Annotated in this window: 23 protein-coding genes and 1 tRNA gene; 11 read left to right on the top strand and 13 right to left on the bottom strand. The window is 43.5% G+C overall.

Features of this window, described 5'->3' with window-relative positions; all coding sequences use genetic code 11:
* Nucleotides 1-180: 180 nt before the first annotated feature.
* Complete coding sequence (locus GO620_RS03165; protein WP_157526293.1) at nucleotides 181-1173, bottom strand: FecR family protein; 993 nt, start codon at nucleotides 1171-1173, stop codon at nucleotides 181-183.
* 79 nt (nucleotides 1174-1252) lie between these two features.
* Complete coding sequence (locus GO620_RS03160) at nucleotides 1253-1834, bottom strand: RNA polymerase sigma-70 factor (protein ID WP_157526292.1); 582 nt, start codon at nucleotides 1832-1834, stop codon at nucleotides 1253-1255.
* Nucleotides 1835-2107: 273 nt separating this feature from the next.
* Between GO620_RS03160 and GO620_RS03155 the strand changes: the two genes are divergently transcribed.
* Entirely contained in the window at nucleotides 2108-2500 is a 393-nt protein-coding gene (locus tag GO620_RS03155; RefSeq protein WP_157526291.1) for a RidA family protein, read from the top strand.
* A gap of 30 nt (nucleotides 2501-2530) precedes the next feature.
* On the opposite strand, the gene GO620_RS03150 is transcribed toward GO620_RS03155, so the two are convergent.
* From GO620_RS03150 to GO620_RS03135, 4 genes are all read right to left on the bottom strand, one after another.
* On the bottom strand, nucleotides 2531-3073 hold the full coding sequence (locus GO620_RS03150) for a DUF4142 domain-containing protein (RefSeq protein WP_157526290.1): 543 nt from the start codon (nucleotides 3071-3073) through the stop codon (nucleotides 2531-2533).
* A 112-nt stretch (nucleotides 3074-3185) separates the two neighbouring features.
* Nucleotides 3186-3518 (bottom strand): DUF3140 domain-containing protein, encoded by a 333-nt coding sequence (locus GO620_RS03145; RefSeq protein WP_157526289.1) that lies wholly within the window; start codon nucleotides 3516-3518, stop codon nucleotides 3186-3188.
* A 215-nt stretch (nucleotides 3519-3733) separates the two neighbouring features.
* Nucleotides 3734-4606, bottom strand: a complete 873-nt coding sequence (locus tag GO620_RS03140) for an IS3 family transposase (protein WP_157527017.1) — start codon at nucleotides 4604-4606, stop codon at nucleotides 3734-3736.
* Between the two features lie 2 nt (nucleotides 4607-4608).
* Nucleotides 4609-4917 carry a helix-turn-helix domain-containing protein gene (locus tag GO620_RS03135; RefSeq protein WP_200229806.1) on the bottom strand — a complete coding sequence of 103 codons (309 nt, stop codon included), beginning with the start codon at nucleotides 4915-4917 and terminating at the stop codon, nucleotides 4609-4611.
* Nucleotides 4918-5146: 229 nt separating this feature from the next.
* On the opposite strand from GO620_RS03135, the gene GO620_RS03130 reads away from it, so the two are divergent.
* The gene (locus GO620_RS03130) at nucleotides 5147-5326 is read left to right on the top strand and encodes a DUF2188 domain-containing protein (protein WP_157522014.1); all 180 of its coding nucleotides are present in this window, start codon (nucleotides 5147-5149) and stop codon (nucleotides 5324-5326) included.
* On the opposite strand, the gene GO620_RS03125 is transcribed toward GO620_RS03130, so the two are convergent.
* The 5 genes from GO620_RS03125 to GO620_RS17175 form a co-directional block, all read right to left on the bottom strand.
* Entirely contained in the window at nucleotides 5327-5713 is a 387-nt protein-coding gene (locus tag GO620_RS03125) for a DoxX family protein (RefSeq protein ID WP_157522017.1), read from the bottom strand.
* A gap of 100 nt (nucleotides 5714-5813) precedes the next feature.
* The gene (locus GO620_RS03120; protein ID WP_157522020.1) at nucleotides 5814-6671 is read right to left on the bottom strand and encodes an NAD(P)-dependent oxidoreductase; all 858 of its coding nucleotides are present in this window, start codon (nucleotides 6669-6671) and stop codon (nucleotides 5814-5816) included.
* 59 nt (nucleotides 6672-6730) lie between these two features.
* On the bottom strand, nucleotides 6731-9187 hold the full coding sequence (locus GO620_RS03115; protein WP_157522023.1) for a TonB-dependent receptor: 2457 nt from the start codon (nucleotides 9185-9187) through the stop codon (nucleotides 6731-6733).
* Nucleotides 9188-9248: 61 nt separating this feature from the next.
* A complete protein-coding gene (locus GO620_RS03110; RefSeq protein WP_244139455.1) occupies nucleotides 9249-9980 on the bottom strand; it encodes a glycoside hydrolase 5 family protein in 732 nt (243 codons plus the stop codon).
* Nucleotides 9937-10317, bottom strand: coding sequence for a hypothetical protein (locus GO620_RS17175; RefSeq protein WP_244139454.1), 381 nt, complete (start codon nucleotides 10315-10317; stop codon nucleotides 9937-9939). The genes GO620_RS03110 and GO620_RS17175 overlap by 44 nt, the downstream gene beginning before the upstream one ends.
* A gap of 595 nt (nucleotides 10318-10912) precedes the next feature.
* Here GO620_RS17175 and GO620_RS03105 point away from each other — a divergent pair.
* From GO620_RS03105 to GO620_RS03080, 6 genes are all read left to right on the top strand, one after another.
* Nucleotides 10913-11146, top strand: coding sequence for a bacteriocin (locus GO620_RS03105; RefSeq protein ID WP_157522029.1), 234 nt, complete (start codon nucleotides 10913-10915; stop codon nucleotides 11144-11146).
* Nucleotides 11147-11254: 108 nt separating this feature from the next.
* Entirely contained in the window at nucleotides 11255-11491 is a 237-nt protein-coding gene (locus GO620_RS03100; protein ID WP_157522032.1) for a hypothetical protein, read from the top strand.
* A 70-nt stretch (nucleotides 11492-11561) separates the two neighbouring features.
* Nucleotides 11562-11795: a hypothetical protein gene (locus tag GO620_RS03095; protein WP_157522035.1), complete on the top strand. Its 234-nt coding sequence runs from the start codon at nucleotides 11562-11564 to the stop codon at nucleotides 11793-11795.
* 51 nt (nucleotides 11796-11846) lie between these two features.
* Nucleotides 11847-12062 carry a hypothetical protein gene (locus tag GO620_RS03090; protein ID WP_157522038.1) on the top strand — a complete coding sequence of 72 codons (216 nt, stop codon included), beginning with the start codon at nucleotides 11847-11849 and terminating at the stop codon, nucleotides 12060-12062.
* A 105-nt stretch (nucleotides 12063-12167) separates the two neighbouring features.
* Complete coding sequence (locus GO620_RS03085; RefSeq protein ID WP_157522041.1) at nucleotides 12168-13382, top strand: HlyD family secretion protein; 1215 nt, start codon at nucleotides 12168-12170, stop codon at nucleotides 13380-13382.
* 9 nt (nucleotides 13383-13391) lie between these two features.
* Nucleotides 13392-15887, top strand: a complete 2496-nt coding sequence (locus GO620_RS03080) for a peptidase domain-containing ABC transporter (RefSeq protein ID WP_157522044.1) — start codon at nucleotides 13392-13394, stop codon at nucleotides 15885-15887.
* A 263-nt stretch (nucleotides 15888-16150) separates the two neighbouring features.
* On the opposite strand, the gene GO620_RS03075 is transcribed toward GO620_RS03080, so the two are convergent.
* Nucleotides 16151-17590: a TolC family protein gene (locus tag GO620_RS03075; protein WP_157522047.1), complete on the bottom strand. Its 1440-nt coding sequence runs from the start codon at nucleotides 17588-17590 to the stop codon at nucleotides 16151-16153.
* 382 nt (nucleotides 17591-17972) lie between these two features.
* The gene (locus GO620_RS17290; RefSeq protein WP_262895025.1) at nucleotides 17973-18098 is read right to left on the bottom strand and encodes a hypothetical protein; all 126 of its coding nucleotides are present in this window, start codon (nucleotides 18096-18098) and stop codon (nucleotides 17973-17975) included.
* On the opposite strand from GO620_RS17290, the gene GO620_RS03070 reads away from it, so the two are divergent.
* The 3 genes from GO620_RS03070 (at nucleotide 18091) to GO620_RS03060 (ending at nucleotide 21827) form a co-directional block, all read left to right on the top strand.
* Nucleotides 18091-18164, top strand: a tRNA-Arg gene (locus tag GO620_RS03070). The two genes, GO620_RS17290 and GO620_RS03070, sit on opposite strands and share 8 nt — an antisense overlap.
* Before the next feature lie 175 nt (nucleotides 18165-18339).
* Nucleotides 18340-19071 carry a hypothetical protein gene (locus GO620_RS03065; protein WP_200230629.1) on the top strand — a complete coding sequence of 244 codons (732 nt, stop codon included), beginning with the start codon at nucleotides 18340-18342 and terminating at the stop codon, nucleotides 19069-19071.
* Nucleotides 19068-21827, top strand: coding sequence for a TonB-dependent receptor (locus GO620_RS03060; RefSeq protein ID WP_157522053.1), 2760 nt, complete (start codon nucleotides 19068-19070; stop codon nucleotides 21825-21827). Before GO620_RS03065 ends, GO620_RS03060 begins: the two co-directional genes overlap by 4 nt.

The following is a 21827-nucleotide window of genomic DNA, read 5'->3' as shown; positions in this document are numbered from 1 at the left end:
GACAATTAAGGCCCATACGCCTTTGGCGTTATTCCTAACCGGGATGGGGCTTTTCTTAAAGCTTAGGAGTACTCGCAATACTTCTAAGCTTCTTCATTTATAGGGTGCCGGGCACCTTTTCAGTTTATTTACGTTTGTAATTTATTCCTCATAGATCATTCTTCTTGGTTATGTATTGGTTTAAACTAATTCAATATTGCTGTCGTCTATTTTGTAATTCACGTTCAGCACTTTTTTAAATGTTTCTAATATTTCGGGAAGGTTAAAACCGTCCATGTCGGCATTAAGCACATAGCGCGTAAGCTTTGTGTTGTTGGCCTTTATATGCACATGAAATGTCGCGTTAAGCACCGGGATGATCTCGCCTAACTGCTTATTGGTGAAAGAAAGGTTAACCCTGTCCCAAATGTGCATCTTAAGGTCGGGCTGGTTGAGCCTGGTTTGCAGCGTTTCAGTCTCGCCCAGGTAGGTCACCTTTTGGTTTGGATAGAGCATTACCTCGCCCGCTTCTACCTTCGGTAATACTCGCTCGCTTTTCTTTATGCTTACAGAGACCTTACCGGTCATCACAGAAACATTTGCAATGGGCATAACCTCATTATCCCTTACCAAAAAGCTGGTACCCCAAACCTTGGTTACAATGTGCCTGCTGCTGATGATGAACGGCCGTATTGGGTTTTTGGTCACCTCGAAAAAGCATTCGCCTTTCATAGAAATATTTCTCGACGCATCAGAAAATTGCTTAGGGTAGCTGATCTGTGCATGCGGCTCGAGCCAGACAACACTCCCGTCTGGTAATGCAGTTCTAAGTATTTGCCCGGTTTTATTCTCAACTGTATTTGTCTTAGCGACCGCCACTGTGCCATTTTTTGTGCGCAACACATGGGCAAGCAAAGTAACGCCTAATGCCAGAACCACAGAGGCAGCAGCAGCCCAGCCATACCATTTCTTTAGAGAAAGAGATCGTACCGGCGTTTGCCTTTTAAGATCTGCGCTATTTAAAATATTCTGATAGATGCGCGATCGCGCATCTATAACCTCACCGGTGTTGAGGTCTGCATCGGGTTCGTTTTCAAAAGAAGCATACCACTCTTCTACCAATACGCGTTCCGCGTCGGTACAAGTGCCATTAACATACTTTTCCAGTACAGCAACGGGTAAGAGTTTCTTCATGAAAAGAAAATAATTTCGGTTATAATAATTGATGACGTACGAAACGCCCTTACCCCTAAAACTTTTTTAACTTTTTTTCCTACTGCACAACCAGCAGCAATATGAGCAGTAAGTAATGGCCAAGGCTTAGCCGTAACTTCCTGAGGGCGTTGGTGATATGATTTTCGACAGTTTTTTCAGATATACTCAGTTCCCGCGCTATTTCTTTGTTCGACTTGTGCTCCTTGCGACTAAGTTCATACACAGAGCGGCATTTATCGGGCAGGCGGCTTACTTCGGCAGCAATAGTTTGAGAGAGCTCCCTTAAATCGATCTCAGTCTGGGTGGTATCATCTACCTCACTGTTAAATAATTTGTAGTGTTCGCGGTAACGGGCCCGCACCGAGTCTTTACGAAAGAAATCGATAACCAGGTTGCTTACCGCGGTGTGCAGGTAACCGCCTACCGTGCTATTGATCTGTATGCCTTCGCGTTTTTGCCAAAGATTAATGAATACTTCTTGCACCACCTCTTCGCACAGTTGCTTGTCTTTCAAACGCTTGTAGGCATCATTGTATAATGTGCGCCAATATCTGTTGTAAAGTTCCTGAAACGCACTACGTCTGTCTTGCTTTAGCAACGTGATCAATTCATGATCAGACAGGATAGACAATTCTTGCATTATAGTACGCTAGTAGATGTAATCCGACGCTTACAGGCAGCAAAATTCTTTAAAAATCATAAAAATATCAACCACATCGTGTCAACATGACACCTAACTGATATTCAATTCAACCGCCTGTAAAACGGGCTTTTTAATATCATAAACGTTGTTTTTAATCCTGTAGTACCGCAAAAACTACAACTAAATGTTGTAACATGTTTGTTTCAAAAAAAATCAGGGTTATGCGTAACGCGTTGTTGAAAATGGTGGTCTTGATTAAAAAAAATCACAATGGAATTAAACAAAATCAGCCCCTGGGCCTGGCAAGATAATTTTGGCTATTCGCAAGCCATAGAAGTTAAACAAAGTGAAGGCACGCTGTACTGCTCCGGCCAAACCGCTATGACTGCAGATGGTCAACCTTTTAACGGAACCATGGAAGAACAGATCGCACTAAGTCTGGATAACCTGAAGACGGTAATAGAAAAAGCCGGATACGAGATTAAAAACCTGGTCCGTTTGAATATCTACACAACGTCTATCCCCGAAACGTTTGCTGCGTGGGGCACCTTAGCAGGTTGGCTGCAAAAACATGGCAGCGTACCAACCTCGACACTCTTAGAGGTAAAAGCGCTGGCGTTTCCGGAGTTGAAAATTGAATTCGAGGCTACAGTTATTAAATAAAAAAGGCCGCCCTTCCGGCGGCCTTTTTTGTTATCCTAGTCGTTTAAGCAGATCTTGTGTTAGTTCTATATGCTCATTAATGGTTGCTAACGCCAGGCTGGTAATGTGCTTAGCGTTGATATCGGCAGTTGCATTATGATAAGCGGTTACAGCCATTTTTAAGTTCTGGTGGCCTTTGATCTGCCCGCTTATGTATGCTTTGTCAAAAGCTTTACCGTTTAACCTTTGTAACATAGGTAGCAATTCCGCGTCGGCAGGTTTAGGCGAAGGTACAGTAGTCCCCATGTCTTTTAAAATACCGCCCATAGCTTCCTGCTCGGCAGCCTCAAACTTGGCGAACATTTTTACCATAGGGTTTGATGCCTTGGTCAACGCCAATTTGCTGGTTTGCAAAGAAGTGGTGCCTATCGCCGCGATCTTGTTGCGATACTCTGCATCTGATGAGGATTGCGCTAAGCTTTGCAGTGGTAAAATTGCTGCTCCGCCAAATAAAGCACCAGCACCTAAAATTGCTGTCCCTTTAATTCCTGTCGCCAAAAAATTGCGACGGGATTCCTGAATTGAATTTTTCATAAAGATGTTTTTTGTAATGATTAACACCTTGAAAAACAACTTTAAACACAATTGTTTTAATTACAAGTAAAATATATTGCTGATAATTACAACTGAGATGATTAATACACAGTTACTTTTTAGAATAATCATGGCCCCAGTTTTTTAGCGAGTAATCCCAGTTTGAATCCTTAGGCTCTTTTGGCTTTTGGGCCATATGGCGCTTAATATACCCATGGACCTTTTGCATGTGCTTATAATCGGGCCCTGTCAGATCAGCCTTCTTTTTCTTTAGAATTTGTACGATGTGCTCCCCCGATTTGTGGCCGATAGATTCGCCGTCGCCGCTGTCCCAACCCACTTTTTTAGACTCATCTGTTTTAAGCCATTTCTCCAGGGCAGCAGCTGTCATGTTTACGGCATCCTTAAATTCTTTGTAAATGGTTTCTTTTTCTTCGGTTTCCATTGTATGCGTTTTAAATGAAATGTCGCCGAACAAAAAAGGTTTTAATAAAGGCAATGCGATCAATTCAAATTTGGCGGTGACATGAATTTGCCGGTGTAACACCCTGTGACAATGTGTGACAGTTTTTGAGTATGACCTGTCCTAAAAAAAGTTGACACTTTTAATTGTTAATACTGAATTGAATTTACACTTTTTATTTTAGTCCTTAAAGGGGTTTACACTTGCTCTGTTATTTGTTGATGATTGGGATAATAGTTTCGCCATCGCCGCCTGAGGGGTCCGGATTCCCGGTGTGCTGCCTGTGGTGTCATCATATCTATACTGCTGTGCGGCCTTAAGTTGTTGTAAGTATTTATAGCGCTGCGTACCGCACGTGTTGCACCGCTCAGGTTTTTGTAAGCCTCATTTAACAGTTCAAGTTTAAGTATACCGTTTACACGTTCTGCAATGGCATTATCACGCGGGTTCCCGCTTTGGGTCATACTGATACCAATGCCTTCTTTGATCAAAAGTGCTGTATAGGTACCGCTGCAATATTGCGTGCCGCGATCCGAATGATGGATCAGCGGGGTGTCGGGTTGCTTTTGTGATAAGGCCATTTCAAGTGCTGTAAGGCAGCTGCCGGTAGAAAGATCATGGCTCAGACAGAAGCCAATGATCTTTCGGCTGTAAGCATCCGTGACCAGGCTCAGGTAAGCAAAGCCCTGCCCCACGCGGATGTAAGTGATATCGCTCACCCACAGCCGCCCCGGCGCTGCAGGCACCAGGCCGCCCGTCAGGTCGGGGTATTTCTTAAAGCGGTGGCAGGAAAAGGTGGTACGCGTACGGTATATTTTCCTGCGCACCAGCAAGCCGTTTTCTCTCAAAAGCTCAAAGAATGCATCCCGCCCTATGCCGGGCCGTATCAGTTCAAGCAGTTTCCTTGCACCCAGCCGCGGCTGGCGGCGACGGTGTGCCATTACTTGCTGAATGATTTCTTCTTGTTTAAAAGTCCGCATTTCTGTGGACCGGTGATGCTGGTAATAGGCTTGTGAACTGTAACCAAGCAGTCTGCATAACTCGCGCAGCCCGCGGCTGCGTTTTTGCATGCTTACTCCGACTGCCTGGTGCCAGACTTTTTTCTGATGTTGGTACCCAGCTCCTTATCTGCTATATCTATGATGTTATTCAGCAGCTCATTCTTTAGCTGCTCTGTCCGTAACATCGCTTTCAATAAAGACACATCATCGGGAAGAACTGTCTTCTTCGAACTTCTCAATGCCTTTTCGTTTAACTTGTCCTTGTTCACTATGCGGGAAATAGTTGTGGGTGATACGCCGTACTTTTTTGCTAAGGTACGCAAACTCTTACCCATGATCTCACGCTCATGTATGATACGCTCCGCTTTCCATTTGTCCATCTTGTTCCTCTACTTTTCTGTAAACTTATTTCAGGACAAGTCAGTAATTATTGTAAAACTGAAACACTGACATAATTATGCATGGTTGAAACTCAACTTATTACAACACTGACAAATGTCTGTCAGATACCAATAAGTAAGTATTCGTAAGAAAATTGTCACATGTTACACCCGCAATATTAGGGCAACAATTATAGGTGATCGTGTGTTTATTACATAAACGCCAACTATGCCCTGGTACAACGGAACTTACCCACCCAGTTATAAGAATCAGCCCAAAAAGATTCGCGACAAAGCTGTGGAGATCGCTAATGAAGTTTTAAAAACTACAGGTAATGAAGGCGAAGCCATAGCCACCGGCTTAAAGCAAGCGCGCCTGCATTTTAAAAAGCATTCCGAAGAGAAATAATTATTTGCTTGTGCTGGCAAGCGCCCAGTACACCAACAGGGGTTGAAAGAACAGCCTGCCCAATCTTTTACCATCGGTATTTAAACCGAAAGCGCTGCGCCTTTCTGTGTATTGTGCCACATTACCGGGGAATACCGCGGTAAAAAATCCGGCGGCTACTTTGCCTACGGCATCTTCATATTTTTCTGGCGTAAATACCAATGCAGCACCCAAGGCGATCTCGGCGATACCTGAGTAAACGACAGTATCATCTTTTTTAAGCGGCACCCAGTTAGGCACCTGCGCGCGAAACTCCCGCCTTACAAAGGTAAGGTGACCTATTCCCGCGAAAACGAGGTTCGCACCCAACAAAATCCTTGCTGCCTTTTTTATGTTTCTGGTATCCATACTGCCTACGTTTTTTAAGCGTTTGTTCGCGCTTGTAAAAATTAACAGTAACCCGGCGAATGGGTTTGTAAGCTGCAGAAATAATTTAAACCTTGGCGAATTAGCGTTGCAGATATTTTATAATAGCCATCACATCCTCGTCGCCAAGACCGCTATCGCGAGCTTGTGTAAATGACTCATATAGCGGCTTTGAAAGTGGGGTATTCATGCCTTGCTCTGTGGCTAAGCGAACGTCTTTAGCCAAATGCTTTAAAGCAAATGCAGCGGGGAAATTATTGCTTAATATCGATGCCGATTTCAGTTTGGTGATACCATTGCCAATGGCGCCCTCATTCACAATGGTGAGCATATCTTCGGTTTTTACACCGTTCGCGTTAGCGAACAATACTGTTTCTGCCAGGCCTTGCAGGTTTAAGCCTAACAGATAATTTATCGCTAGTTTAGCCGCGCTGCCGGTCCCTGCCGCGCCGACATGAACGTGAAGTTTGCCTAATCTTTCCAAAACGGGTTTAGCCCGTTCAAAGTCCGCGGCATCACCGCCAATCATAAATATAAGCGTGGCATCCTGCGCAGGCTTTACGCTACCCGATACCGGCGCTTCTAAAAATGCCGCGCCTTTATTGCAGCACCATTCATCTAATAACTTTGAGGTATCGGGCGAAACCGTGCTGACGTTAATAAACAACTTACCTGAGACCTCACCACTCAGCAAGCCCGTGTCGGAATTGAAAATATCCTTAACAGCGGCATCGTCAGACACCATTACAAAAATTATATCGTTATCCTCAGCCAATACTCGCAGATCAGCCGCGGATTGCGCACCGGCTTCAATGGCCTCATGTTCTTTGTCGCGGGAGCGGTTAAACACCTCGACACTGAAACCCGCATTCAATAGATTTTTAACCATTGGCGTACCCATGTTGCCCAGGCCGGCCCAACCAATTTTTACGCTATTCATATTTGGCAAATATAAAGGTCTAGAGTGACAACAATTATTTGAACCACATAATTGTTGTCTTAGTTGCCGGGATCCGGTACAGACATTTGGCCATTTTCATCTTTCCCTTTCTTGAATTCCAATTTGCCAAACTTGTAACTCAAGCTGATGCCGAACGACCGGAATGGAACCCGGCGTAAATTACTCTGGTAAAAATTAGACCCATAAGTGGTGGACGTTTGATTAACAAATTCTGAAAAAGGTGTCGCGGTGGTTAGCCCAACACTAGCCATCTTATTCCAAAATTGTTTCCGCACGGCAATGCTGTAAAAACCAAAACCCGGGCGTGTGCCTTGTATATTCTTCTGGCTCGAATTGTAATTACCAAACACTTCTGCTATAAGGTTTTTAGGAAATTCATAGCTGGCATTTAAATTTATTCTGTAAGTAAAACCGCTAACAGTAGCCAAACCTTGTGTGCTGTTTGAGCGGACGCCTAGTTGCACATTTGTGCGAAAGTTGAACTTCCCGACCGGTACTGATCCATACAAATTGGCACCGACACCGGTTTGTGAACCAATATTGTAACGTTGGGTTAGCGTTACATTATTGTACCTGGTACCGCCAATGCTTAGCGTGTCGTAGTAAGTGCTAAATGCTTGAATATCCTGAGTATTATAGCGATAAAAAAGAGATGCTGTAAAACTTGCCCCGCTATTAAAACCCTTGCTGTAACCCAGTTCATAATTGTGCCCTATCTCGGGTTTTAGGTTTGGGTTACCCGTGCTGATGTTATGCGGATCGCTGATGTTGTAAAACGGATTAAGGTCGCCATAATCTGGCCGTTCTACACGATAAGAATAAGCGATTTTGATCGATTGACTATTTTTCATTTTATGAGATAGCAAAAACGACGGAGCGAACGTGTTGTAGCCGGGTATATTGGTGCCCGGAAAATCTGCACTGGTATTGGTTCGTTCATATCGTAAACCCGTTTTGCCTTCTAATGCCTTATTAAATAATGAGAACGAACCTGAAATATACCCGGCATAAACTTTTCGGCTGTAGTTAAAACCATAAGTTTGATTGGCGTTATGCCCATAATTACCGTTTGCCAATAAACTATCGGTATTTGTATTGCTGCTGTAATTTTCAATAACAGTTTTAAGTCCCGTCTCCAAGGTAAGGTATTTGGTTAAAGGGTCTGTGTAATCAATAGCAATATCTGTCTCGTTGCTTTTGCCGGGGTTGTTAGCTATCGATGCCGAAGTTGGATAAAGGCCCCCCAAATAACTTTGTTGCTGCTGGTAAAACGACGTATTTTTCCCGTAACTGGATGAGTAAAGTATTTGTAACTCCCTGTCTTCTTTTTTAAATGTCTTTTTATAATCCAGACTGTAATCTGTTGAATGCGCACTAAAACTACTGGCGGAGTTTCGTAAACTTTGAATGTTAGACAGGATACCCGCCAGCCCCATTGTTAACTGTTGCTGATTGGTTAAACCGGTATTGCTATTGGCGAAATGATTAAATCCAACTGATCCCGTTAGGTTATCATGTTTGGTGATATCCCATTGAAAATTGAGGCCACTCTGATAGCCGTTTCGTTTGGTGGTGCCGCTGCCGTCTTGTAATAAAGTTGTTGTGGTGTTATTCGCGGCATTGGTGGATGTACGGTTGTTGGATGTATAAATTGTAGAATTTAACTGTTCATTACCGCTAAAGAAAGCACCAGCCCCAAAGTTGCCGCTGCGAATATTGAGATTAGCAGAACCATTTTCTAACCTGGTCCCGGCCGAAAGGTTAACAGTACCATTTATCCCTTGTACCTTACTATCTTTCAGCACAATGTTTATGATGCCCCCCGTACCCGTTGCATCGTACTTGGCGCCGGGACTTGTAATTACTTCTACACTTTTTATCTGACTGGCAGGAATAGATTGCAACGCGTCTGACAAACTTGAGCCAAAAATACTGGACGGTTTGCCATTGATAAGAAATCTGATGTTCGCGTTTCCCTGTAATTCTACATTACCATCTATATCAACGCTTACCTGCGGTACCTTTTTTAAAACATCTATTGCAACACCTCCTTGAGCAGTAAGATCATTAGCTGCGTTGTACACCATCTTATCGATTTTATTTTCGACTATAGGTGCCTTGGCAGTGACATTCACAGTATTAAGAGTAGTCTGAGAGGCATTCAATTCTACAGTGCCTAATTGAGTATTGCCACCGGCAGTTACCACTACGTTATCGACGGTCCGTTTTTGAAAGCCAAGAAAATCTATTGTGATTTTATATATCCCGGCCGGGATACCTGTTAACACAAACATCCCTTTAGGGTCTGTACTTATGCCATTGAACGGGCTTGAAGCGCCTGCTTTAAATATACTAATGGTGGCGTAGTCGACAGGGGCCTTTGTAGCAGCGTCCACTACCCTGCCGCTAACGCGCCCGCCAGACTGGCTAAAAGAAATTTGAATATTTATAAAAACCAGAACAAAAGCGAAAGCCGCTTTCCAAACATTTATCATAAGGGCAAAAGTGCCCTTAGATTTTGGATAAACTCTGTATCATTAACTCTGCGCGGACAGCTTACTTAACGCCGTTTAACTTTTTGATGAGGTCTGTTTCTTCTTGCTTGTAAGGCGTGCCATCTTTACGGAACACTTCGTGGAACCAAAGCTTAGGCTCTTCGCCGCTTGCTATAGGAGTATCCCAGGCGTACATGGTATTAGTTTTACCGGCAACAAGCCCCCAGTTGATGGCGCCTACATGTTGCTCTTTAAGCATCGGCATCACATTATCGAAACGGCTGCCACGCGGGCGTGCCATATATTCTGTGCAAATAAGCGGCTTGCCGTTTGCCTTAAGCATTTGTATAACACGCAGGTGCCAGTTTGGCTCTTCATAATCATGATAAGTAATAACGTCTGAATTGGCGACCTGGAAGGCGTTTAGCTTCTCAAAACTCCAATCCCATAACCCTGCAGATAGCGGCTGGTCCGGGTGTGAAGATCTTGCCCACTCAAAGGTTTTTGCCAGCAAGGGCAAAGAAGACTCCTTTTTGTTTGAATTGCCCGGCTCATTGTACAGGTCCCAAAGCAGTATGCGCTTGTCATGCGCGAAAGTGGCAACCACATCCTTTACATATCTTTCTAATACAGGATAGTGTGCCGGCAAGTTCACATGCGTACCCGGGTCTTGCACCCAGCCCGAATTATGGATACCTGTCTTGGGCGCGGGCTGTATACCAGGCTTCGGGTCATTGTTCCAGCAATCATCAAAAAAAAACGAAAATGGTTTTAATGTGGTGCTTATCAGCAATGGCCAGGTATTTGCCCACGCGATCTTTAAATCCTTTAGGATCTTCGGTATAAGCCACACTGTGCAAAAACACACGCATGGTATTAAAGCCAATGCCTTCGGCCCAGCCTAACTCGCGGTCAATGGTTTGCGGATCAAAGGTTGCGGCCTGCCACATCTCTAACTGGTTGATGGCTGTGCTGGGAATGAAATCGCTGCCGCTCATCCACTTGTATTTAGCGTACCAGGCGTTTGCCTTAGCGGCCGGCCATACTGCTGTTGGTTTTGTTTGTGCTGATACGGTTATTGCCAGCGTTACTGCTGCAGCAAGCAAAAAAGTATTTCTCAGGATTCTCATAGATTGTATTGGTGATGCGGCAGTTTCCTGCCTGCACACTAAGGAAATAAAAAATCGCTAAAACGCTGTGATAATTTTATACATTTTTCTAAAACGTATTCCGGTATCTGAAAGTCTATATAATTAAGTAAGGTGGAGCAGTAAAGTGCATCCTCGCAAGCTCGCAAGCCTGTACATTATCTTGGACTTTACCTTTATCTTTTGTTCACCAAACATTCTTAGATGTGTATTTAACTATCCTCACAAGGGTTGCTTAACATGAGATACAGATTTTTCACTCCGTTTAAGAATTAATTATTGAATTTTCTTTAACAAAAGTCTTCAAGTTTTCTGCGCGCCTTGATAGCCTCATTGCGTCGAAACCAACATTCTAATTTTTGACACGAAATCCCGCCATGTTCGGTTTCAAGTTTCGCATAGCGTAAAGTTGTATGTTACACATCAGGGTTTTAAATTAAAACAAAGGTTAAATTTTTATGGCACGGTTTCGGTTATGTTGGCAATGTTAACTTGATAGAAAATATTTATCAGGTTAAATAATAAGGAGTTGCCGAAAACCTTACAAACAGAGTAGGCGAAACTAATAATGAATACCATGAAAATGCAAGAATTGAATGAGCAAGAATTGAAAGCTGTAAACGGCGGTAGCCTTTTCGGTGGAAATGATTCATCAAGTCAAAACGCTTTTGGCGGGGCATTGTCGATAGGCAATTTATTGTCTACATCAAACTCAAGCCAGGACGGTGACGAGAGCAACTCATCATCAACTTCAGTAGGTAACGGTATCAGTTTAGACTTAGCTGGTATCTTCAACAAAGTAACCAGCTAATTAAACAATTAGCATCGCGGCGGCAAAATGCCGCCGCTTTTTTTAGCAACAAAACAGGGGACGCAGAAAACCTTACAGAGTATGCACATAACAAATAAATTTTCTACCATGAAAACTCAAAAATTAAGCGAGAAAGAGTTAAAAGAAACAAACGGCGGTTCAATTTTAGGTGGCGATGATTCATCAAGCCAAAGCGCATTGGGCGGTTCTGTAGGTATCGGTAACCTGTTGTCAACATCAAGCTCAAGCCAGGACGGCGACGAAAGCAGCTCATCATCAACTTCTGTAGGTAACGGCATTGGTGCAAACCTGTCAAGCATTACCAGCAAATTAACCAGTAATTAATAAAGTAAAACAGGCCACGCCGAAAACCTGAAACAGAGTAGGCAAAATTGTAAACTAAAATTATACTACCATGGAAACTAAAAAATTAAGCCAGGAAGAGGCTAAAGAAACTAACGGTGGATCACTGTTAGGAGGTAACGACTCATCAAGCGATAGCGCATTGGGCGGATCATTAGGCATCGACAACTTGTTGTCAAGCTCTAACTCAAGCCAGGATGGCGATGAAAGCAATTCATCATCAACTTCTATTGGCAACGGCATCAATTTAGATGCAGCAGGCATTGCCAAAAAAGTAACACAATAATTAAAGTAAGCAACGGGGGCATCGCCTCCGTTGCTTTTTAAATATAATACTATGAAAGCGCGCAAACTAAATTCACAAGAATTAACAGAGATCAACGGCGGTAGTAACGACGCGATGTCTAGCGGCGTTGGAATTGATTTAGGCACAGGATCTATCCTGACCCTTAACTATCAGTGGAGCCAGGGCGACAAAAGCTACAGCTCTACAACAGAAATTGGCAAGGATACTCATGTAAACCTTGACATACTGAACCTGAACACAGACTAACAGCAACACAACATATAGATAAGAATGGGATGACTTTTTGCATCCCATTTTTTGTAAACACACATTTTTGGGCAAAAACGGTTGTAACAAAACACACTAATAACGATGGAAAAAACAGACGCAGAACTATTCCCGGCCGATTTTATGGCGCTCACAACGGAATATCATTTCCATAAGTATGACCCCAGCACTACGCTCATATACCGCATAGTTTTGGGATTTACCCTGTTGGCGTTATTTTCCATGTTTTTTATCAAGATAAACGTCAATATAAAAAGCGCGGGAGTTATAAAATCACCTTTTGAGCATAATGAGGTAAAAACTTTGGTATCTGCCAAAGTTGATTCCAGTTTTCTTAAAGAAAATATGCACGTTAAAAAGGGTCAGGTCCTGGTGGTACTTAAAGCCGATGCTATTGCCCAGAAAAGCCTGGTTGTAACCAACCAGGAAGAAGAATATAAGGCTCAGCTGGCCGATCTTCAGTCACTTACGCAACTTATAAAGTCAAAAAACTGGTCGCAACATTTAAACTTAAAATCAGAGTTGTATAGCCAGCAATATGTGCTGTTCTTGCAGCAATTACGCAATGCAGGTTCTGTGCTTGATGTAGCCCAGAAGAACTACAACCGGTACAGTTACCTTTTAAAAACCCGCGCGGTATCAGCCGCCGAGTATGACAATGCCAACCTTACTTATCGCAACGCGCTAAATGACCGGCAATTGGTGATTGACGGGCAGGGCACTAAATGGCAGGCTGCCTTAAATGATCTGAATGTTAAAATGCGCGATATCCAGTCGACCGGTCAGTCGGTAAAAGAAGAGAAAGATTACTATACTTTAAGGGCGCCCGTTTCAGGTACGCTACAAAATGTCAAAGGTATTGAGCCGGGCAGCGTGATCGCCGCCAACGAAATTGTGGCCGAAATATCGCCGGAGACCGGCCTTATTGCCGAGGTGTATGTTTTGCCTAAAGACATTGGCCTTTTAAGATCAGACACTAAAACCAACTTTCAGATCGATGCCTACAATTACAATCAATGGGGAATGCTGTCGGGTAAGGTAACCTCTATCTCTAACGATATTTATGTGGTTGAAGGTCAGCCGCCCTATTTTAAGGTAAGATGCAAACTGGATGATGATAAGCTAAAACTTAAGAACGGGTATGTGGGCCGGCTAAAAAAAGGGATGAGTTTACAAGCTAACTTTTACGTAACCCGCCGTACTCTCTTCCAGCTTCTGTATGATAAGGTAGACAACTGGCTCAATCCGAATAAACTGAAAACAACTGTCGAAACTTCCAACACATCTAACAACTCTTAACCTACACCTATGGCAAACTTCGACAGCTTTTGGAACAAAGTAACAGCCCTGTATGAGAAAGTAAGCACCGGCATAACAGAATCTGCCTACTACCTCAAGTGGAAAAATGCTATTGCTAACAAACGTCGGCTCGAAAGCATTAAGATACAGCAGCATGATATAATGGACTGCGGTGCCGCGTGTCTGGCTTCCGTTTCTTCGTTTTATAATCTCAATGTGCCTATTGCCCGCATAAGGCAGTATGCTTCTACAGATAAGAAGGGCACTAATGTGTTGGGGCTTTTAGAAGCAGCCAATAAATTGGGTTTTTCTGCAAAAGGAGTTAAAGGTGATGTCAAAAACCTGAAGGATGTACCGGTGCCCACTATAGCACACGTGATCCTGCGAGAGCAGTTACAGCACTATGTAGTGATCTATAAGTACACAAAAGATTACATAGAAATTATGGACCCGGGCGACGGACAAATGCACCAGATGCCGCACGAGGAGTTCGCCCAAATCTGGACAGGTGTACTTATACTGATAGCGCCCAGCGAAGACTTTGTTACCGGTGACACAAAAGTATCTGTCGAGCGCAGGTTCATGTTCTTGCTGAAGCCGCACAAATCAATGCTGTTGCAAGTGTTGTTGGGGGCCGTTGTGTATACCATATTGGGCCTGGCAACATCCATATTCCTGCAAAATATTATCGACCACGTATTGCCGGAGGACAACCGCAACCTGCTAAACCTGATGGGTTTAACAATGGTAGTGATCATCTTCCTGCAGATCTTTATTAACCACGCGCGGACGCTGATTACGCTGAAAACAGGCCAGCAGATTGATGCGCGTTTGATATTAGGCTACTACAAACACTTGCTGCGCCTGCCGCAACAATTTTTCGACAGCATGCGAGTGGGCGAGATCATCTCGCGGATAAATGACGCGGTAAAGATCAGGCTGTTTATAAATGAGGTTCTGGTAACCTTCGCGGTGAATATCTTTATCCTGATCTTTTCTTTTATGCTGATGTTCAGTTATTACTGGAAACTGGCTATCATCATGCTCACGATAGTCCCGCTGTTTGGGGTTATTTATTACTTCTCAAACAAAGTGAACAGGCTTACCCAGCGTAAGCTGATGGAAAACGCTGCAGACCTGCAAACACAACTGGTAGAATCTGTTAATGCCATCCCAACTATTAAGCGCTTTGGATTAGAAAGCTATGCTAATTTTAAAACCGAAACGCGCTTCATCCAAATGCTGCAAACCATTTACCGCTCGGCCACAAACAGTTTGTGGATAGGCAATGGCAGTACCTTAATATCCAGCAGTTTTACAGTGATACTACTATGGTCCGGTTCTTTATTTGTATTGAACAAGATCATCACCCCGGGCGAGCTCCTCTCCTTTTATTCCATCATTGGTTATTTTATGGCACCGGTGGCCGGGCTCATTGGTATGAATAAAACTTTACAGGATGCCAGGATCGCTGCCGATCGTTTGTTCGAGATCATGGACCTGGAGCAGGAGTCGGTTGAAAACCGCGCAGAGATGACACCTGATATGGTTGGGGATATCCACTTTAAAGATGTTCACTTCAGATACGGCACCCGTGCCAATGTATTTGAGGGATTAGACCTTGAAATTAAGAAAGGACAAATTACCGCGATTGTTGGTGAGAGCGGTTCCGGTAAAACTACCCTTCTGTCGCTGATGCAGAATATCTATCCGCTAATGTCGGGGTCGATATTTATTGGCGACTTTGACATCAAATACATCACCAACGAAAGCCTTCGGAAAATAGTGAGTGTAGTACCCCAGGATGTTCACCTATTCGCGGGCAACGTTACCGAAAATATTGCCGTTGGCGAATTGGAACCTGATATGCGCCGTGTGGTACAGATATGCAGCGAGCTGCAGATAACAGATTTTATAGAGCGGCTGCCAAACGGGTTCAATACATTTTTGGGGGAGAACGGCACAAGTTTATCCGGCGGGCAACGGCAGCGTTTGGCCATAGCACGTGCGTTATACCGCGACCCCGAAATACTGATCCTTGATGAGGCCACGTCATCCCTCGACTCGGAGTCTGAGCAACACGTTCAAAATGCCATAGCGTTGCTTCGCGAAAAACAAAAGACCATCATCATCATTGCTCACCGCCTAAGCACCGTGATGAATGCCGATAAAATATCCGCGCTCCACATCGGCAAACTGGTAGAAGAAGGCACACATGATGAGTTGTTGAAGAAAAAGGGTTACTACTATAACATGTGGCAAAAGCAATTCCCTTCAGAGAAGCGCATTTATGAAATGGCCAAAGAAGCCGAGCAGTCTTTTGAGCAAAGCCATGCTGCTGTTGAGCGGGATAGTGCCGCGGTAAGCAAAAAGGGAGCAAAATCAAGGGTTGCACCGGATGCTGACGAAAGCCGGAAGGACGTCATCAAAAAGACCAAAGATGCAACTGTTAAAAAGGCCGCGGGTAAAGTTATAGCAGACAAGGCGACTGCAACCAAAAAATGAGTTTAGAGGTTTAAGAAACTGCTGATCCGTCAGTTGAGGCGCGGGTGTCACATGTTACACTTTCTCTATAAATACCTACTTATTAGTATCTGACAGAATTTTGTCAGCGATGTAACGCCCTGTTTATCAAGGGTGCATAAGTATGTCAGTGTCACAGGTCCGCGAATTTTAACCCAAAAAGTGTCACACACTGTCACATGGTGTGACAGCAACATAACTCACAATGAACTTATCAGTGATCGAATTAAAGTAGATCTAAAACCCTACAAGCTCAAAGGGTTACCCAGATAATAATCTATCAGCTTGCTTTTGAAAACAAGGTCGTACTTAGCCTGTATCACATTAAACTCGGCAACATTACGGCCGGTTACTGCCACTAAAACATCTACGCCGTCTGCCAATCCTACAGTGTAACGGTCGGACATTGCGCTGAACGCCTCTTTCGCCGAGGTGAAGTTGGCCTGGGCCGCCTTATATTTCTTATTTGCGGCCTCAAGGTCAAGAACGGCTTCATTGATTACTTTATTAAGGTTAGTTTTTACGATCTGTTCATCTAACCTGGCTTCCTGATTCAAGATCTTAGCCTTTCTTAAATTCACTCTCGACTGTAAACCATTAAGCACAGGTATTACCAATGTAAAACCTACAGCCTGGTTAAAATTCTGTTTAAGCTGCTCACCAAAGCTCAATACGCTGCTTTGATACACGGGCGTTACCACCTGGTCGCCGCTGGTAGACACCACCCCTATCGGCGCCAAACCTGTTATCTGCGTAGTTACACTTGTACGTAAATTACTGGAGTAACTGGTGTTTATTGTACCACCCATTGATAGTGTAGGCAGCAATTTTCCCCTTGCCACGCTAACTGCTTTCTCTGTTGCCAATCGCCTGTTAAGGCTGAGCAACACATCCGGAAAGTTTTGCAAAGACCGCGTATAAATATCTGCAGGGGTATACCTGGTATTAAGGATATTCAACTCATCATCAGACGGGCTTACGGCCACAAATCTGTGGGCCGGGTTGCGCTCCATTAGCTGCGACAACAGCAAATATGTTCGCTCTACTTCATTCTGCGCATTGATCACGTTCAGGTCAGAGCCTGCGTAAACCGACTTCGCCATAGCCAGGTCGGCTACGGTTTTTTGTTTCACCTTGAAAAACTTTTCCTGTTGCCTTAACTCCTCGCGCGATACGATCAGTTGCTGTTTGGCTACTTTTAACAATTCCTGGTTGGACAACAATTGCAGATAGGTGGTCAAAATAGATAGCACCAGGTCATTCTTTACCTTGCGGGTATTGTTTTTACCGGCTTCTAGCAAATACTTATTCGCTTTTATCTGGTTAATGCGTTGAAAACCCTGAAACAGCGTAACATCGGCATATAAATTTCCCTGGGCTAATTTAACAGAGGCGTCTGTAAATGTGTTGGTTGTTGGGTCGAGCACACGGCCAAATACCTTGTAAGCGGCAACCGTACCGGTGATAGATGGCAGCAAGGCAGCTTTAGCCAGCGTAAGGTTCGCGTCATTTATACCTTCATCAAACTGCGCCTTTTTAACGTTTAGGTTATTAGTTAGCGCGCTATCTATGGCCTGCGATAAGGTAAGCACTTGCGCGGTGGTGTCTGTTTGTGCTTTACAGTAAATTGGTGCAAGAAAGAATATTGCGAATAGGACATTAATTACAGAAGTAGAGATTTTCATAAGCCTTGTTGTGTTTACAGGTTTTATAGAACTATAACCAATTGGTTTAGTTTGGGTTAATAAGGCGAATCACCTAATTGGAGTAAGAATAATTTAAACGCCATTTTGAATGAGATTGGAGACATACAACATGGCCATGAACAACTTTGAGATTTTATTTACTTTAATGTAGATGCTGACCGGTTCTTACACTTAGCGCATTCATAGTACTTCCCAAGTTGCTTGCTTTAAAAGCGCCGCAGCGACAATTTTTCATCAATGAAGGATTGAACATTTCAGAGTCGCTGAACCTAGTCCTTGTGGTTGGATCTTAGCTATGCCCTCGTGTAAATGCGGCTAAATTTTGACTGAGTTTTGTTGCGGGGCAAAAAATTATTACACGCTACACAACCACGGTATTGAAGGTTGTGTAAGTGTGTTTTGTGAAGTCGTCGCTTGTGACTATCTTTGGGCCGGTAACTATTTGGCGCACATTTGGCGCAGAGTGGTTAAATACCAATGGTCTCATAGCTCAGCTGGATAGAGCAACAGATTTCTAATCTGTCGGTCTCAGGTTCGAATCCTGATGAGATCACTCAAAAGACCTTTTGGTGTTGCCAAGAGGTTTTTTTATGGCTATTCGATGGGTCAATCCATTTAAAATCCTCCCATGTTGGCATCGCAACCACCTTTGTAATAACTTTCTTACACAGTAATGGGCGTGCAATAAAATGTATTGTATACATTGGATTAATTATACTCCTAAGAAAATGATTCGCTTTTTACGGATAACACAAATTTGTGCGTTGGCATTTTGTATTTCTGCCTCGGCGTTAGCTCAATCTGTAACCGCGGATAGTTCTGCAAACAATCTCACCAGGAACAGGCTGATAGCAAAGTACCATTCCGAGATTGGCCACCAATCTGGTTTATATAACGGCAGGGCTTATGATCCTAACAGCGCCTATGTTAAAGGAAGCCCATACTTTTTAAACGCGGGCTGGGTGAAAGGCAGCATCGTTTATGATGGTGTTTTATATACCAACGTGCCATTAAAGTATGATATGTTTAAAGACGAATTTGCAGCCTTATGGTATGATAGTTTTTCTGATTACAGCTTTATAGAGCATCGTGTAGCGGCTGTAGACCTAAGCGGACACCACTTCATAACGGTCCCCGGCAATGCGGAAATGGAAGGATACTTCGATGAACTGTATAATGGCCAAAGCAGGTTGCTTGTTAAAAGAAAAATGGTTGTACAGGCAATTAGCGGTATCTCTGAAGCCGGGAATGTTTATGAATATAAGACAGAATTTTACGTGTTCGCCAACGGCCGCTATACCGGCGTAAGCAATATAAGTGACGTTACATCGCTGTTTAAAACGCGTAAAAAAGAGATAAACGCATATCTCAAATCTCGTAACATAAAATTTAAAGAAGACAAAGAACGTGCGTTGATAAGTGCCGTTTCTTATTACGACAGCATAAACAACACCAAATGAAGAAATTTTACCTGATCATGCTTTTCTTCATTTTTAAGAATGCTGCTGCCTCTGCACAGGTGGCCGTAGTTACTGCTAAATTCGATAATGCGGGCGTAAAGCAATTTACAACCGAGATAGAACGCCAAACCGCTTATAAATTTTTCTATGACCCTATCCAAATGGATAGTTTGCGGGTAACCTTTACTGCCAACGCGTTACCGGTAGATAGTGTTCTTAAAACAGTGTTCAAAAACACTTCTTACAATTTCGCTATTGACGGCAAACGTGTCTTTCTTACTAAAGGAAAGATCATTATTACGCAATTGGCTAAGAGTTATGGCGCTGCCGGCTTTAAACAGCCTGCCCAAAGTGCGAATATTTCAACGCTAAATAATTCAATGACCGATGGCGGCAAAACAGTGGTAGCTACAACCGCCAACAAAACATATGACATTGGCCTCAAAACCAATGAGTTTAAAACGGGGAATGCTGTACTGGCAGGTTATCTCCGCGACGTAAAGTCAGGGGAAGCAATAGTTGGTGCCAGTATCTATGTACCCGAATTGAAGGCGGGTGTGGCATCAGACCAATTTGGGTATTACAGCTTTACACTGCCCCGTGGTATGCACACCCTTGTAATTAAGGGTATTGGCATGAAAGACGCGCGCCGGCAAATTGCGCTTTACAGCGATGGCAAACTGGATATAGACCTGCAAGAACAGGTAACCACCCTTAAGGAAGTAAAAATATCTTCAGAACGGGTAGCAAATGTCCGCAGTACAGAACTTGGGGTAAACCGCTTAGATATATCAAGTATAAAGCAGGTGCCAACAGCATTCGGAGAGTCTGATGTGTTACGTGTTGTGCTCACCTTGCCGGGCGTACAATCGGTAGGCGAAGCTACCACTGGGTTCAATGTTCGCGGCGGCGCGGCAGATCAGAACCTGATATTACTTAATGATATGACGATCTATAATCCGTCGCATTTCTTTGGATTTTTCTCTGCCTTTGACCCCGACATTGTTAAGGATATAGAATTGTACAAAAGCAGCATCCCGGAGAAGTACGGAGGCAGGCTGTCTTCTGTATTGGATGTTACAGACCGCGAAGGGAACAAGAAGAAGTTTGAAGGATCTGCAGGCATAGGTCTTATAACCAGCCGTATAAACCTGGAAGGACCTATAGACTCCGGCCGCACATCTTTCATCTTTGGTGCGCGTACAACTTATGCTAACTGGCTTTTAAGCACCCTCCCGCGCGATTACAGGAATAGCCGGGTATCATTCTATGACGTAAGTTTCAACCTAAGCCATAAAATTGATGCTAAGAACGACCTGTACCTGACCAGTTACTTAAGCCACGACAATTTTAAATTAAACAGCGATACAGCTTACGGTTATAACAATAAAAACATCGCTTTAAAATGGAAACACAATTACAACAACAAGTTATACAGTGTATTAACCACGGGGTATGACCGTTATGATTATAACGTTAAAAGCGATGTAAACCCGGTTAATGCCTACAACCTAAACTTCAACATAAATCAGTCTAATTTTAAGGCCGATTTCACTTATTATCCAAATCCTAAGCATACTGTAGGTTTCGGCCTTAGCTCTATCTATTACAAACTTAATCCCGGTTCTAATCAGCCTCTTGGGTCTGCTTCATTGCTGACGCCCGATGTGGTGCCGCCAGAGCAGGCGTTAGAAAGCGCCTTATACCTTGGCGATAAGTACGACATAACGCCAAACTTTACCATTAACGCGGGTGTAAGGTATTCGCTTTATAATTTCCTGGGGCCGTATACGGTAAATAATTATGCGCCAAATTTGCCGAAGGAAACCGTTAACCTGCTAAATAGCACAACTTACGGCAGCGGCAAGGTCATCAATACCTATCACGGCCCGGAAGTAAGGCTATCTGCGCGATATGCGTTTGGCGATAACTTTTCTGTAAAGGCAGGTTACAATACTTTAAGACAATACATACACTTGCTGTCAAATACGACAGCTATCTCTCCAACTGATGTTTACCAGCTGAGTGATCCTAATATTAAACCGCAATTTGGCCAGCAACTATCATTAGGCTTGTACAAAAACCTGGAGAACAATACCATTGAAACGTCAGTAGAGGTTTACTATAAAAAACTCACAGACTATCTCGATTATAAAAGCGGCGCGGTTTTGGTCTTAAACCACCACATTGAAACTGATGTTTTACCAACGCAAGGCAAAGCCTACGGTGTTGAATTTTTTGTGAAGAAAACCGCAGGTAAATTAAACGGCTGGCTAAGCTATACCTACTCCCGTACCTTCCTGCGGCAAGATGATCCTTCTCTCGGTACATTAATAAACGGCGGCGCGTATTACCCTGCTAATTTTGACAAACCACACGCGGTAAATTTTACGGGTAATTACAGGTTTAAGCACAGATACAGCATGTCCTTAAACGCCACATACAGTACCGGCCGGCCAATAACATTGCCTATTTCGCGGTTTTATTATGACGGCGGACAGCGAATTTTATATTCAGACCGTAACCAGTACCGCATACCTGATTACTTCCGTACAGACCTTTCTTTCAACATAGATGGTAATCATAAAGTGCATCAGCGCTTTCATAATTCCTGGTCATTCGGCGTGTATAATTTAACGGGGCGAAAAAACGCTTATTCAACATATTTCTTACAAGAAAACGGAGTTGTAAATGCTTATAAGCTATCCATATTTGCCAACCCTATCCCTTTTATAAACTTCAATATCAAATTTTAA

The organism is Mucilaginibacter ginkgonis (assembly GCF_009754905.2).
Lineage (GTDB): Bacteria > Bacteroidota > Bacteroidia > Sphingobacteriales > Sphingobacteriaceae > Mucilaginibacter > Mucilaginibacter ginkgonis.
This window is presented reverse-complemented; position numbering and strand designations above follow the sequence as displayed.